Origin of the sequence: Pseudomonas sp. NY15437 (assembly GCF_048068435.1) — a bacterium.
Taxonomy (GTDB): Bacteria; Pseudomonadota; Gammaproteobacteria; order Pseudomonadales; family Pseudomonadaceae; genus Pseudomonas; species Pseudomonas nitroreducens_B.
Map to the genome: position 1 here is coordinate 120,591 of NZ_JBLUQC010000014.1, position 14,210 is coordinate 134,800.

A 14,210-nucleotide genomic window follows, 5' to 3' on the forward strand; every position below is an offset into this window, starting at 1 on the left:
TCAGCGCGCGGCGTTGCGCAGCGACGCGCGCTCGAACAGGAGCGCCTGCACTTCCCCGCCGGCATGCTGGGCGATGCGCCGCCAGTGGGCCGGCACGTCCGGTATCTCCTGGTCGTTGTAGCGGCTCATCACCAGCCAGACACGGCCGTCATCGCGCGGCAGGTCGGCCAGGCGGTCGACGAAGCTGTGCTGGCGATCATCGATGAGCGAGCCGAATCCGTACTCGCCCGGTCGCCCGGACGAACCGTCGTCCGCCGGCGCGGTGTAGAGCAGCGGTTCGCTGCCGGTGCGGTTGTAGTAACGGAACGCCAGGTACCAGAGGATATCGTCCACCACCACCCGGTCGCCGGCGCGGTAGTGGGCATTGACGTAGGCGACCATGCCGTCGAACTGCTCGTCCGGGTCCGTTTCCAGGGCCCGTTGCAGCCCCATGCCCTGCAAGCCGAGCAGCGTCGCCAGGGTCGCCACGCCCAGCACCCGCCGCGCCGCCAGCAGGTGGTCCAGCGCCAGCGCGAACAGCAGCGGCAAGCCCAGGGCGAACGCCGTCAGGTAGCGCTCGACGAACACCGGCGAGACGAACGACACGCCATACAGTGCCAGCAGCGGCAGACCGACATACAGGGCCAACAGCACGCCGGCGCGCTGGCGGCTGCGATCCAGGCGCAGCACCAGCAGGATCGCCGCGACCACCAGCAGCGGCACGCCCACCAGCAACGGCCAGGCCAGTTCGTTACCGTCCGACTGCGCCAGCCATTGCCAGAGCATCGACGGCACGGAGCGCGCATCCACCGGCGGCTCCCAGCCCACGTCGCCGCCGGCCACCAGCACCGCCATGTGGCCAATCAGGTCCAGCAGCCCCGGCAGCCAGGGCAGGAACAGCACGGCGATGGCCAGGTTGGCCAACCACCAGTCGCGCCGGCGCAGCGGGCCGCCCGGCAGCGATGCCAGCCAGGCCCAGTGCACCATCAGGCCGAACAGGCTGAAATAATGGGTGTAGAACGCCGCGCTCATCAGCAGCACGTAGGCCAGCAGGTAACGTCGCCGCCCGTCGTCCAGCCAGTAGAGCAAGGCCAGGGTCGCCGCCAGCAACCAGCAGCCGAGCAGTGCATACATGCGCACTTCCTGGCTGTAGCGCACCGCCGTGGGCAGCAGCGCCAGCAGCAGGACGGCGAGCCAGGCCGTGCGGCGACCGGCGAGGCGCCAGGCCAGCCAGCCGCCGAGGAACACCGCCAGCGTGCCGCACAGCGCGCTGAGCAGGCGCAGCGACAGCACGCTCTCGCCGAACACGCCAATCCACAGGTGCAGCAGGTAGAAGTACAGCGGCGGGTGCACGTCATGGGCGGCGTGCTGCCAGAGCGGCAGCGGCGCGTAGCGGGCGAGGAACAGGCTGGAGCTTTCGTCCCCCCAGATGGCCGCACCGGTCAGTTCATACAGGCGCAGGCACAGCGCCAGCGCCAGCAGCGGCAGGAACCACCACTGGCGCAACAGCTCGGGCAGGCTCTGGGACTCGCGGGAAGACATCACAGCCTCACTGGGAGAAACGTCCGTGCCGCTGAGTGTATGCCAGGCGCACCTGGCTTATCGACGGATCAGCAGTTCCCGCGCGCGGGCCTGGTCGTCCGGCGCCAACTCGGCGAGCAGTTCCACCGCGCCGGCGATCAACGCGCCCACCGGCACGCCGTCGCGGTAGAGCACGCGGTTGCCGCTGACGGCCGGCACCTTGCGCCCCGGCAGCAGCGTGCCGGCGAGGTTCAGCGGATCGACCGCCGAGACCACCAGCCACTCGCCGCTGGCCCCGCGGCGGCGCACCTCGCGCAGCAGGCCGACGGCTTCGGGCAGGGCGAACTGTTCGCCGGTCAGCCCGGCGACGAAGCGCCCGCCGCGGATCTCCCCGCGCGCTTCCAGGCGATGGTAGACCCGCAACAGGTCGCGCCAGGGCGGCAGCCAGTCGGCCTCACGGTCCAGCAGGCGCCAACAGACCACGCCATAGCGGCGCAGCAGCGTCATCGCGACATGTTCGAGTATCTCCGCCGGCAGACGCGCCCCCGGCTCCAGCGTGGCGCGGCGCAGCAGCGCCCAGCGGCCGGCATCGGCCATGCCGAACAGCGGCGTGCGCGAGCGGCGTTGCGGGTGCCGCCTGGCCGCCGGCATCAGCAGCGCGCGCAAGCCGGCGAAGCTGTCGGCGTTCACCCGCCCCGCCGCCACCAGCTCGCCCAGCACGCTTTCCAGTTCGGTGCGCAGCAGGTGGCTGTCGCTGGCCAGTTCCTCGAAGAACGACGCGCCGTGCTCCTTGAGCACTTCCAGCACCTTGTTGGCCTTGGCCGACAGCTCGGCCTCCGCCTGCCCCGCGCTCAGCGCGCTCCACAGCGCCATCTGCGCCCGGGGCAGCAGCACGACGGGCGTGCTTTTCAGCGGCCCGCCGCGGCCCTTGGCGGTCACTCGGCCCGGCAGGCGTGCCCAGACGATGCGGCCGGCGCGACACAGGTCGTCCAGCCAGTTGATGCCGTAGTCGGCCACGCGGTTGGGCAGGATGTCGCTCTCCCAGGCACTGGCCGCCGCCTGGAAACCTTCCAGCTGGCTGAGCACGCCGGCCAGGGATTCCGCCCCGCGCACCCGCGTCCCCGCGGAGACGCGCTGCCAGTCGAAGAGAAAACGCATGAAGTCCGCCCGCGCCACCGGCTCGATTTCCCGGCGCAGGCGCTTGACCGTGTAGCGGTGGATGCGCGCCAGCAGGTGCCGCTCGCACCACTGCTCCTCGCTCGCGCCGGGCGTGAAGCGGCCCCGCAGCACGTAGCCTTCGCGCTCCAGGCTAGCCAGGGCGACGCCGGTATCGCCTGCGGAAATACCCAGGTCGTCCGCCAGCTCGCGCAGCAGCCGCGGGCCGAACCCGGTCAGGCGCGCGCGCACCAGTTCGACCTGCGCCTCGTCCGCCGCGCAGGGTTCACGCAGCGCCGGCGGCAGGTCGAGCCGCAGTGTCATCGCCGCCTGCGGATGCAGCGCCAGCCATTGGCTGAGCCGCTCCGCCGCGACCCACACGGCACCTGTGGATAACCTCAGGCACGTGGCGCGGCCAGCCTTGGCCAGGGATTTGAGCAGGAACGGCCAGCCATCGTTGGCCTGCGCCTCGCTGTCCCGCAGGCCGCCCAGGGCGGTCAGCGCCTCGTGCATCTCGTCGGCGTCGCGGGCTTCCGGCCAGGCCTCGGCGCGCACCGCCTCGATGGCTTCGGCATCCAGCGCGCCGAGATCGTCGGCGCTTTCGGGGTCGGTCCAGCGGCGGCTCTGCACGGCCTGGGTGCGGCGCTCCTCCAGCGGCGCATCGTCGAGGAAGGCGTACGGGCTGGCGGACAGCACCTCCGCCGCCAACGGCGAGGGTGCCGGCAGGTCGCGCGCCAGCAGGGTGACCTCGCCGCGCTCCATGCGCCGCAGCAGGTCGAGCCAGCCTTCGCTGTCCATGGCTTCGTGCAGGCAATCGTCGAGGGTCTGCGCCACCAGCGGGTGATCGGGAATCTCGCGTTCGCCGGCGATGTTCTCCAGGCAGGCCACCTGGTCGGGGAACACCGAGGCCAGCAGGTCTTCGCTGCGCATGCGTTGCAACGGCGGCGCCACCTTGCGTCCGCCGGCGAAGCGCGGCAGGGCCAGCGCGGTGGTGGCGTTCCAGCGCCAGCGCACGCCGAACAGCGGCGCGTCGAGCAGCGCCTGCACCAGCACCTGCTCGGCCGTGCTGGAATGCAGGTAGCGCCACACCTCGTCCAGGGGGAAGCTGTGGCTGGTGGCCAGCGAGAGAATGATCGCGTCCTCGGTGGCGGCGGCCTGCAACTCGAAATTGAAAGTGCGGCAGAAGCGCTTGCGCAGCGCCAGGCCCCAGGCCCGGTTGAGGCGGCTGCCATGGGGCGAGTGGATGACCAGCTGCATGCCGCCGGACTCATCGAAGAAGCGTTCGAGGATCAGCGTCTTCTGCGTCGGCAGGGTGCCGAGCGCATGCCGCGCGCGGGCGAGATACTCCACCAGTTGCCGCGCCGCCGCATCGTCCAGGCCGAGCTGGCCGCGCAACCAGTCGATGACGCGGGCCAGCGGCTCGGGGTCGTGCTCGCCCTGGGCGAGCAGTTCGTCCAGCTGGCCACGCAGGCGCGCCACGCTGGCGGACAGCTCGTCGCTGCGCCCCGGCGCCTCGCCGAGCCAGAAGGGGATGTTCGGCGGCTGGCCCTGGGCGTCCTCGACCCGCACCCGGCCGGCCTCCACGCGCAGGATGCGGTAGGAGGTGTTGCCGAGCTGGAAGATGTCGCCGGCCAGGCTTTCCACGGCGAAGTCCTCGTTCACCGTGCCGACAGCGAGACCCTGCGGCTCCAGCAGCACGGCATAGTCGCCGGTGTCGGGGATGGTGCCGCCGGAGGTCACCGCCGCCAGCTTCGCGCCGCGCCGGCCGCGCAGGCGCTGGTGCACGGCGTCGCGGTGCAGGTAGGCGCCGCGCTGTCCGTTGCGGCTGGCATAGCCCTCGGAGAGGGTGCGCAACAGCGCGTCGAACTGGTCGCGGCGCAGCTCCGCGTAGGGCTGCGCCGCAGTGAACAACGCGAACAGCGCGTCCTCGTGCCATTCCTGGCAGGCCACCTCGGCGACGATCTGCTGGGCCAGCACATCCAGCGGCGCGCGCGGAATGCTCAGCGCATCCAGCTCGTGGCGGCGCACGCTGTCCAGCAGCGCCACGCATTCGATCAGGTCGTCCCGCGAGGTCGGGAACAGCCGGCCCTTGGGCGTGCCGCCGACGCTGTGGCCGGAGCGCCCGACGCGCTGCAGGAAGGCGGCGATGGAGCGCGGCGAGCCGATCTGGCAGACCAGTTCGACGTCGCCGATATCGATGCCCAGCTCCAGCGACGCGGTGGCCACCAGCACCTTCAACTGCCCCGCCTTGAGCCGCCGCTCGGCGCCCAGGCGCTGCTCCTTGGACAGGCTGCCGTGGTGCGCCGCCACCCAGCCGGCGCCGAGGCGCTCGGCCAGGTGCCGGGTGATGCGCTCGGACAGCCGCCGGGTATTGACGAACACCAGGGTGGTGCGGTGGGCGCTGGCCAGCTCGGCCAGGCGGTCGTAGACCTTGTCCCAGACGTCGTGGGACATCACCGCCTCCAGCGGCGCCGCCGGCACCTCCAGGTTCAGGTCGCGCTGGCGGCTGTAGCCGATGTCGACGATGCGACAGGCCTGGTGGCGACCGACGAGGAAGCCCGCCACCGCCTCGATGGGCTTCTGCGTGGCGGACAAGCCGATGCGCACCAGCGGCGCCTCGCACAGGGCCTGCAGGCGTTCCAGCGACAGCGCCAGGTGGCTGCCGCGCTTGCTCGCGGCGATGGCGTGGATTTCGTCGACGATCACGCTGCGCGCGCCGGCCAGCATGGCGCGGCCGGATGCCGAGCCGAGCAGCACGTAGAGCGACTCCGGCGTGGTGACCAGGATGTGCGGCACGCGCCGGCGCATGGCCTCGCGCTCGCTGGAGGTGGTATCGCCGGTGCGCACCGCGGTGCGGATATCCACCGGCGGCAGGCACCTTTCCACCAGCGCGGCACGGATGCCGGCCAGGGGCTCCTCGAGGTTGATGCGGATATCGTTGGACAGCGCCTTGAGCGGCGAGACGTAGACCACGCTGGTGCGCTCGGGCAGTTCGCCGCCGTTGGCCAGCCCCTCGCGAACCAGGGCGTCGATGGCCGCCAGGAACGCCGTGAGGGTCTTGCCCGAGCCGGTGGGCGCGGCGACCAGGGTCGATTCGCCGGCCTGGATCGCCGGCCAGGCCTGCACCTGTGCCGGCGTCGGCGCGGGAAAATGCGCGCGGAACCAGCCGGCCACCGCCGGGTGGAACGCGGACAGCACATCGGCGCGCCGGGCGCGGGGGGAGGTTCGGGGAGCAGTCATGTCGATCAATATGGTGGCGCGCGAAGACCGTCACAAGGACCGCTGATCGCGCCTCGCCGCAGGCCGCGCCAGCCGTTACTCTTGCACGCATCACCCCGTGGCGGACGAACACCGATGAGCGACCGCGATCGCGACTATTACTGGGAGCAGGTCAGGCAGCAGAACCGGCAGAAGCCGCCCGAAGAGCCGAAGCGCTCCTGGCGGATGCTGGTCAAGCCGCTGTTGTGGTTGCTCATACCGCTGCTGCTGCTCGCCGCCGGCACCGGGTTATGGCGCCACCCGGCCAGCCATGCCTGGCTGCAGGAGCGCTGGGTGCTGCTGCAGGCGCGCCTGGGCATGGCCCCGGGCGGTACACCGTCGGCGCCGGTGGCCTCGCCCTACAGCGACAGCCCGCGCACGCTGGCCGAGTGCATCAAGCCGGGCAACGTGATCGATGACGAGGTGCGCGCCTGCGTGAAGGGCTATCGGCCGAAGACCTGGTGACAGGCCATCGTCGGCCCTGCCGACGGATCGCGGGCATGGCCCGCTCCTACAGGGTTCGCGCAGGATTACACCCTCTCCCTTCAGGGAGAGGGTTAGGGAGAGGGGCGCGCAGCCAGGGTCAGGAACAGACCCGCACGGATGTTCAGAAGGAGACGGGGGCATCTACCAGCGCCAAGCTGTGCGTAGGAGCGGACGTCGTCCGCGATCGGATCGGACACCTCTGCGAACTCCGCCCGATCCGCCACGGCCTCATCACTTGGCCTTGTAAATGATCCCCGGGCTGCACTGGACCATCTGGTAATGGTCGGGCAGCGCGTTGAGCGCTTCGGAGGCGCCCAGGAACAGGTAGCCGCCCGGCTTGAGGGTGGCATGGATGCGCAGGAGGATGTCGCGCTTCACCTCGGCCGAGAAGTAGATCAGCACGTTGCGGCAGAACACCATGTCGAACTTGCCCAGCGTGGCGTAGCTGTCCAGCAGGTTCAGCGCGCGGAACTCCACACGGCTCTTGATCGCCGGCTTCACCGTCCAGCGTCCCGGCGTCTTCTGGTCGAAGTAGCGCGCCAGGCGCTCCTGCGACAGGCCGCGGCCGATCGCCAGGCTGTCGTACTCGCCGGCCTTGCAGGCGGTGAGCATGGAGCCGGAGAGGTCGGTGGCGACGATCTGCACGCCGGCCTTCAGCTGGCCGAGGTTGGTGCGTTCGAATTCATCGATGGCCATCGACAGCGAATACGGCTCCTGACCCGAGGAACAGGCCGCGGACCAGATGCGCAGGCGTTGCCCCGGCGAGGCCTTGATCATCTCCGGCAGCACGCGGTTCTTCAGCACCTCGAAGGGATAGGTATCGCGAAACCACAGGGTCTCGTTGGTGGTCATCGCATCGACCACCTGTTCGCGCAGCTGGCTGCGCATCTGGATCTTCTGCACCAGCTCGCCCAGGGACTTGATGCCCTGCTGCTCCATCAACTTGTTCAAGCGGCTGGAGACCAGGTACTGCTTGTTGGCGCCCAGGAGGATGCCGCAGGTCTTCTCCAGGAAATCCCGGAACAGCTCGAATTCAGAATTGGTGGATGTCACAGATAAGCCTCTTTGCTCGTGACAGCTGTCAGTGCTACGACGACAGCGGTCTGACCGGTGTTCAAAAAAACCTTAGACGATGCGGGCGACACCGGCGCCGCCCGCACCTCATCACAACGGCTCAGGCCGTCGCGCCATCCACTGCCTTGATGCGGTCCGACACACGGGCCGCCAGGTCATCAGGGCGGAACTTGGCGAGGAAGTCGTCAGCGCCGACCTTCTTCACCATGGCCTGGTTGAACACCCCGGACAGCGAAGTATGCAGGAGAATGTGCAGATCCTGCATGCGCGGGTCGTGACGGATTTCCGCCGTGAGGGTGTAGCCATCCATCTCCGGCATCTCGATATCCGAGATGACCATCAGCAGATCGCTGCCCGGGTGCCCGCCGGCTTCGACCATCTGGTGCAGGTAATCCAGCGCCTGGCGGCCGTCGTTGAGCGCCAGCACTTCCACGCCGACGGTCTCCAGGCAACGCACCAGCTGCTTGCGCGCCACCGAGGAGTCGTCCACCACCAGCACGCGCTTGCTCACCGCGCGGGCCTGGGTCTCGGCATCCAGCACGCCATCGGAGATGTCCTCCGAGGTCGGCGCCACTTCGGCGAGGATCTTCTCCACGTCGATGATTTCCACCAGCTGGTTGTCCACCCGCGTCACCGCCGTCAGGTAGTGATCGCGGCCGGTGCCCTTGGGTGGCGGATGGATCGACTCCCAGTTCATGTTGACGATGCGCTCCACCGAGTGCACCAGGAAGCCCTGCACCTTGGTGTTATACTCGGTGATGATCACGAAGCTGTTGGCGATGTCCCGCAGGGCGTGCCGCCCCGTGGCCAGCGCCAGATCGAGGATCGGAATTGTGCCGCCGCGGATGTTCGCCACCCCGCGCACCACCTGGCTGGACTTGGGCATCACGGTCAGGCGGGGGCACTGCAGCACCTCCTTCACCTTGAACACGTTGATCCCGTACAGCTGGCTGCCGTTCAAGCGAAACAGCAGCAGTTCGAGACGATTCTGGCCAACCAGCTGCGTACGCTGGTTGACCGAATCCATGACTCCGGCCATTGAGCCTCCTGTGCACGCAACGCCGCCCCGACTCACGAAGACGGCATGACCATTGCTAGGATCGTTGCATGAAACAGGCAACGACATTTTTCCGACAGCCCAGACTCGCGCGCACCCTGGTGGCGACGCTGCTCGGCATGACGGGTGCGCTGACCCTCTCCCCGGCTGGGGCGGAAGGCTTCACCGCGCCTGAGATCCTTATCGGCTCCACCCAGGGCTTTCTTGAGTTCAAGGTGGAAGATTATCTGCAGACCTCGGGCATAGACGCACGCTACGAGATCGAAGTCGCACGCATCGACCCCCGGCTGCGCCTGGCGGAGTGCGACAAGGACCTGACACAGAAGCTGGAAAGCCCGGCGCAGCCCGTTGGTCGGGTCACCGTGCGGGTGCTCTGCGAGGGCAGCTCGCCGTGGACGGTGTTCGTGCCGGCGACGGTCAGGCTGTTCCGTCAAGTTGTCGTCACCACTCTGCCGCTGCAACGCAACCATGTCATCGAGCCGGGCGACATCAGCGTGGTCGAGCGCGACGTCGGCCAGCTCAGCCAGGGCTTTCTGACCGACCCCAACCAGGTGGTCGGGATGAAGCTCAAGCGCCCGACCGTCAACGACCAGGTGCTGGCGCCGGTGTTCCTCGAACAGGCGGCGGCGGTGCGCAAGGGCGACCAGGTGGTGATCCGCGCCAAGACCAGTGCGATCAACGTGTTCATGCCCGGCGAGGCGCTCTCCGACGGGGTGCCCGGCGAGCAGATCCGCGTGCGCAACCTGCGCTCGCAGCGTATCGTGAGGGCTCGGGTGGTCGAGCCGGGGACGGTGGAAGTCAGCCTGTAGCTCTCCGACTCCGGCCTTTTCTGGCATGATGGACGCAGCCCTCTGCAAAATGTGCGCGGGTGCACGAAAATTCGGCCTAAAGTTTCTCTCAAGGCGGCCGAAAAGCTTGGCAAGCGTCCAATACCTCCAGAGGTTTCCCACCATGGTCATCGACTTCAACCGGCTGAACCCGGCCTCTACGACAGCCAGCACTGGCCGTAGCAGTGCTGCCCAGAGCGGTCGCAGCGAAGCCGCCGCCGAGAATGCCTCCGTCAACGCCCCGGCCAAGAGCGGCGAACCGGTACAGCTCAGCGATACGGCACAGCAGCTGCAGAAAGTAAGCGATCAACTGAAGGACCAGCCCGTGGTCGACAACGAGAAAGTGGCTCGCCTCAAGGCGGCCATCGCTGACGGCAGCTACCAGGTCGACAGCCAGAAAGTCGCCAGCAAGCTGCTCGATTTCGAATCCCAGCGCTGAGTCCAGTCAGCGCCGGGTCAACCGCTAGAACGCCGAGCCGAAGATGTCCGATGCCCTGCTTTCCCTGATCAACGGCGACATCGAAGCAGCCAGCCAGCTGCTGCAGCTGATCGACGACGAGTACCAGGCGCTGCAAGCGCGTGACCTGGACCAGTTGCAGAAGCTGCTCGACAGCAAGCTGCCGCTGCTGCAACAGCTCGAGCAGAACGGCCGCATCCGCACCCAGGCACTGCAGCAGGCCGGGGTCAGCGCCGACAGCGAGGGCCTCGCGCAGATTGCCCAGGCCACCGGCAATGCTGCGCTGACCGAACGCGCGCAGGAACTTGGCGCGCTGCTCGAGCGTTGCCAGGAAGCCAACCAGCGCAACGGCCGCATCATCCGCTCCGGCCAGGCCAGCACCGAGCGCACGCTCGACATCCTGCGCGGCCAGGACACCCCGCGCCTGTATGACCGCTACGGCGGCTCGACCCAGGGCAACCGCCAGCGTCCGCTCAGCCAGGCCTGACCTCCTCTGGCCTGAAGGCCCGCCCTAGGGCAGAATGCCACTATCGACCCTGCCCGTGCACGACACATAACAAACACAATGGAGACCTGCGGACCGTGTCCAATCTGTTCGCCGAGGAAAATGGCCCTCAACCACCGAAGGTGTTGAAAGCTCCGGTGGAGATCCACGCCAGCCTGAAAATGCTGATGGACAGTCACGATCCCCTGGTGATCACCTTCGAAGGCCGAGGCCAGCGCTTCCAGAGCTTCGTCGTCGAGATCAACCGCGAGCGCAACATCGTCGCCCTCGACGAGCTCATCCCCAACGATGGCGAACGCTTCCTGCAGAACGGCGAGCAATTTCGCATCGAGGCCTTCCATGAAGGCGTGCGCATCGCCTGGGAGAGCACCCAGAACGCCTTCTTCTCCGAGATCGACGGTGCCCGCTGCTACTGGCTGCCGGTGCCGGCCGAGATGCTCTACCACCAGCGCCGCAACGCCTTCCGCGCCCCCGTTGGCCAGGGCCAGCCGGTGGCGGTGGAAATCGGCGGGAGCAAGCTGAAGTCGCCGCTCAAGGGCAGCCTGATCGACATCTCCGCCACCGGCTGCAAGATCCGCCTGGAAGGCAACGCCGCGGAGCGCCTGCAACCCGGCCAGGTCTATGAGGAATTCACCGCGCGTCTGCCCTTCGGCGCCCTGACCATGGCCGTCGAACTGCGCCACGTGCATTTCGAGGAGAAGGTCGGCTACAGCTTCGCCGGCATGCGTTTCCACCAGATGAGCGGCCTGGCCCAGCGCAACATCGAGCGCTTCGTCTACCAGTTGCAGCGCGAAGCCCGGCGCTTCGAGAAGGACGAGCTGTTCTAGCCCGTCCCGGGCGGCACGCGCTTGCCGCCCTTCCCTTGCGGCCTCACGCGGGCCGGCTTTCTTCCTCTGCTTCCGCTTCCGACTCGGTCACCGGCGCGCTGGTGTCGTTGCGGGTCATCTGCTCCTTCACCGCCGCTTCGTCGACCCGCGGGTCGAGGGCGGCAGACAGCGGCGAGGACGCCAGGCTGTCCGGCGTGGCGACGTGCTTGACCGGCGCCTCGTCGACCCGGTGCACGCCGCTGACCTTCTCCGGCTGCACGCGCCAGATGAGGATCAAGGAGCAGGCGCAGACGAAGGCATAGAGCATGTTGCTGCCGAACACCTTCATCAGCGCGCCGGCCGCCAGCGGGCCGACGCAGGCGCCGACGCCGAAGGTCACCAGCAGCATGGCGGTCAGGGACACACGGCGCTCGCCCTCGACGTGGTCGTTGGAGAACGCCACCGCCAACGGGTAGAGGGTGAACTGCACGAGGCAGACCAGGAAGCCCATCGGCAACAGCAGCGCCAGGCTCAGCGGCGGCACCGGCAGCAGCGGCAGCGCGGCCAGCGGCAGGGCCACCAGCAACAGCAGGATGGCGGCATTGCGGATCAGCACGGCACGGTCGATGCGGTCCGACAGCCACCCCAGCGGCCACTGCACCAGCAGGCCGGCGAAGATGCAGCCGCCCATGAACAGGCCGATCTCCTCGGTGCTCAGGCCCTGGTCCACCGCGTAGAGCGGCGCCAGGCCGTAGAACGAGCCGACCACCAGCCCGGACACCAGCACCGTGGTCAGCGACTGCGGCACCCGCTTGATGAAGAAGCGCGGCTCCAGCGGCGCCGGACGCAGCGGCGCGGGGTGGACCTTGTGGGTGATCGCCACCGGGATCAGCGACAGGGCGAAGCACAGCGCGATCAGCATCGGCAGCTCCGGCCCCAGCCCCGGATGCACCACCAGCACCAGCTGGCCGAGCACCAGCCCCAGGTACGACGCGACCATGTAGCCGGCGAACACCAGCCCACGCTGGCGCGCCTCGGCCTGCTCGTTGAGCCAGCTTTCGATGACCATGTACTGGCACATCATCCCCAGGCCGATGGCGGTCCGCAGCACCAGCCAGAAGCCCAGCCAGGGCAACAGGCCGATGCCCAGCACGGCAGCGGTCACCAGCCCGCCACAGGCAACATAGGCACGGATATGGCCGACGCGGGCGATCAGCCGGTGGCCGATCTTGCCGCCCAGCACCAGGCCCAGGTAGTAGGCGGCCATCATGGCGCCGATCCACAGCCCGTCGACCTTCTCCGCGCCCAGGCGCAACGCGAGGTAGGTACTGAGCAGACCGGAACCGGTCAGGAGCATGACGGCGGCGAAGTACAGAGCGCGGAAGGCAGTGACGATCCGAAGCATTGGACCTCCTGGTCCAGGACAACCCCGGCACGTGGCCGGGCAGCGGAAAGCGGGACTTGCGCTCACACCTTAGAGGCTGCCACTCGGCGCGTCGAGAGGCCTGCCGGGCCTGGAACGGCGGGCGTCGCGCGCGCTGGCGGAGGGCGTTTGCTCCGATGCCTGCCCGATGAACGAGGATGGCTTGAAGATCGCCAGGAGATGGCCGCCGATCACAGCGGCGGCGAATTCTCCGCCACTGTGTCAGCGCGCCCGCGCATCAGGCCTGGGCGGCGAGAACGCGGCGCTCCCAGGGGGTGATTTCGTCGAAGAAGCTGGTCAGCTCCAGTGACTTGGTGGCGCTGTAGCCGTCGATGAACTCGTTGCCGAACACCTCGCGGGCCAGTTCGCTGCGCTGCAGGCGCTGCAACGCGTCGTACATCGTGCAGGGCAGCAGCAGCTCCGGCGGCACCTCGAATTCGCCTTGGATCGGCGCGGTGGGTTCCAGCGCGCGCTCGATGCCATGCAGGCCGGCCGCGAGGCTCGCGGCAATCGCCAGGTAGGGGTTGGCGTCGGCGCCCGGCAGGCGGTTCTCCACCCGGCGAGCCACCGGCGCGCTGGCCGGAATGCGCAGGCCGGCGGCGCGGTTGTCGTGGGACCAGCAGGCGTTGTTCGGCGAGGCGTAGGGGTGGCACAGGCGCTGGAAGGAGTTCACGTTCGGCGCGAACAGCAGGGTGAAGTCCGCCAGGCACGCCTGCAGGCCGCCGATGAAGTGGCGGAAGGCCGGCGTGGCCTCGCCCTGGGCGTCGCTGAAGATATTCCGCCCTTCGCCATCGACGATGCTCTGGTGGATGTGCATCGAACTGCCCGGCGTGTGCGCCAGCGGCTTGGCCATGCACACCACGATCAGCCCGTGCTTGAGCGCGACTTCCTTGAGCAGGTGCTTGAAGAGGAAGGTCTGGTCCGCCAGCAGCACCGGATCGCCGTGCAGGAAGTTGATCTCGAACTGGGTGGTGCCCATCTCGTGCATGAAGGTGTCGCGCTCCAGCCCCACCGCCTCCATGCAGCGGTAGACATCCTGGAAGAACGGGCGCAGGCCGTTGTTGGACGACACGCTGAACGCGCAATGGCCGATCTCGCGGCGGCCATCGAGGCCGACGGGCGCCTGGAAGGCCTCCAGCGGATCGGGGTTGGGCGCGAACACGAAGAACTCCAGTTCGGTCGCCACCACCGGGCTCCAGCCGCGTTCGGCGTAGCGCGCGACCACCTGCTTGAGCAGCCCGCGGGTGGACAGCCCGGAGGGTTTGCCGTCGAGCTCCAGCGCGTCGCAGATGGCGAAGGCGCGGGGTTCGTCGCTCCACGGCAGGCGATGGATCTGGGTCGGCTCGGCGACCAGCGCGAGGTCGCCGTCGTCGCTGCCGTAATACTTCGCCGGCGGGTAGCCGCCCATGATGCACTGCAGCAGCACGCCGCGCGCCAGTTGCAGCCGGCGCCCGGTGAGGAAGCCCTCGCCGGTCATCACCTTGCCACGCGGCACCCCGTTGAGGTCGGGGGTGACGCACTCGATCTCTTCCACTCCAGCCAGGCGTTCGGCGAGTGGGGTTCCAGGATCGTTACTCATGACGTCTTATCCTTGTTTTCGTGTCCCTGTCACAGGACGCCGCGCGAGGCGCGCGAGCCCGTACAAAATACGCACCACGCGTT

At 68.5% G+C, this 14,210-nt stretch carries 11 protein-coding genes; 5 read left to right on the forward strand and 6 right to left on the reverse strand.

The window, feature by feature from the left end:
• Both ACNFIA_RS25875 and ACNFIA_RS25880 read right to left on the reverse strand, forming a co-directional pair.
• The gene (locus tag ACNFIA_RS25875; protein ID WP_416789828.1) at window positions 1-1,521 is read right to left on the reverse strand and encodes a glycosyltransferase family 39 protein; all 1,521 of its coding nucleotides are present in this window, start codon (window positions 1,519-1,521) and stop codon (window positions 1-3) included.
• Window positions 1,522-1,578: 57 nt separating this feature from the next.
• The gene (locus ACNFIA_RS25880) at window positions 1,579-5,895 is read right to left on the reverse strand and encodes a DEAD/DEAH box helicase (protein WP_416789830.1); all 4,317 of its coding nucleotides are present in this window, start codon (window positions 5,893-5,895) and stop codon (window positions 1,579-1,581) included.
• Window positions 5,896-6,009: 114 nt separating this feature from the next.
• On the opposite strand from ACNFIA_RS25880, the gene ACNFIA_RS25885 reads away from it, so the two are divergent.
• On the forward strand, window positions 6,010-6,378 hold the full coding sequence (locus ACNFIA_RS25885; RefSeq protein WP_416789831.1) for a hypothetical protein: 369 nt from the start codon (window positions 6,010-6,012) through the stop codon (window positions 6,376-6,378).
• 252 nt (window positions 6,379-6,630) lie between these two features.
• On the opposite strand, the gene cheR is transcribed toward ACNFIA_RS25885, so the two are convergent.
• Both cheR and ACNFIA_RS25895 read right to left on the reverse strand, forming a co-directional pair.
• Window positions 6,631-7,452 carry a protein-glutamate O-methyltransferase CheR gene (gene cheR, locus ACNFIA_RS25890; RefSeq protein WP_259753863.1) on the reverse strand — a complete coding sequence of 274 codons (822 nt, stop codon included), beginning with the start codon at window positions 7,450-7,452 and terminating at the stop codon, window positions 6,631-6,633.
• A 121-nt stretch (window positions 7,453-7,573) separates the two neighbouring features.
• A complete protein-coding gene (locus tag ACNFIA_RS25895; protein ID WP_259753861.1) occupies window positions 7,574-8,512 on the reverse strand; it encodes a chemotaxis protein CheV in 939 nt (312 codons plus the stop codon).
• Between the two features lie 137 nt (window positions 8,513-8,649).
• Between ACNFIA_RS25895 and flgA the strand changes: the two genes are divergently transcribed.
• From flgA to ACNFIA_RS25915, 4 genes are all read left to right on the forward strand, one after another.
• Window positions 8,650-9,339 (forward strand): flagellar basal body P-ring formation chaperone FlgA, encoded by a 690-nt coding sequence (gene flgA, locus ACNFIA_RS25900; protein ID WP_259759601.1) that lies wholly within the window; start codon window positions 8,650-8,652, stop codon window positions 9,337-9,339.
• 142 nt (window positions 9,340-9,481) lie between these two features.
• The gene (gene flgM, locus ACNFIA_RS25905) at window positions 9,482-9,796 is read left to right on the forward strand and encodes a flagellar biosynthesis anti-sigma factor FlgM (protein ID WP_259753860.1); all 315 of its coding nucleotides are present in this window, start codon (window positions 9,482-9,484) and stop codon (window positions 9,794-9,796) included.
• A 43-nt stretch (window positions 9,797-9,839) separates the two neighbouring features.
• Complete coding sequence (locus ACNFIA_RS25910; RefSeq protein ID WP_416789832.1) at window positions 9,840-10,301, forward strand: flagella synthesis protein FlgN; 462 nt, start codon at window positions 9,840-9,842, stop codon at window positions 10,299-10,301.
• 95 nt (window positions 10,302-10,396) lie between these two features.
• Window positions 10,397-11,146 carry a flagellar brake protein gene (locus ACNFIA_RS25915; protein ID WP_259753858.1) on the forward strand — a complete coding sequence of 250 codons (750 nt, stop codon included), beginning with the start codon at window positions 10,397-10,399 and terminating at the stop codon, window positions 11,144-11,146.
• A 43-nt stretch (window positions 11,147-11,189) separates the two neighbouring features.
• Here ACNFIA_RS25915 and ACNFIA_RS25920 read toward each other — a convergent pair whose 3' ends face one another.
• Entirely contained in the window at window positions 11,190-12,530 is a 1,341-nt protein-coding gene (locus ACNFIA_RS25920; RefSeq protein WP_259753857.1) for an MFS transporter, read from the reverse strand.
• 256 nt (window positions 12,531-12,786) lie between these two features.
• Window positions 12,787-14,025 carry a glutamine synthetase family protein gene (locus tag ACNFIA_RS25925; RefSeq protein ID WP_259759599.1) on the reverse strand — a complete coding sequence of 413 codons (1,239 nt, stop codon included), beginning with the start codon at window positions 14,023-14,025 and terminating at the stop codon, window positions 12,787-12,789.
• Window positions 14,026-14,210: the final 185 nt, after the last annotated feature.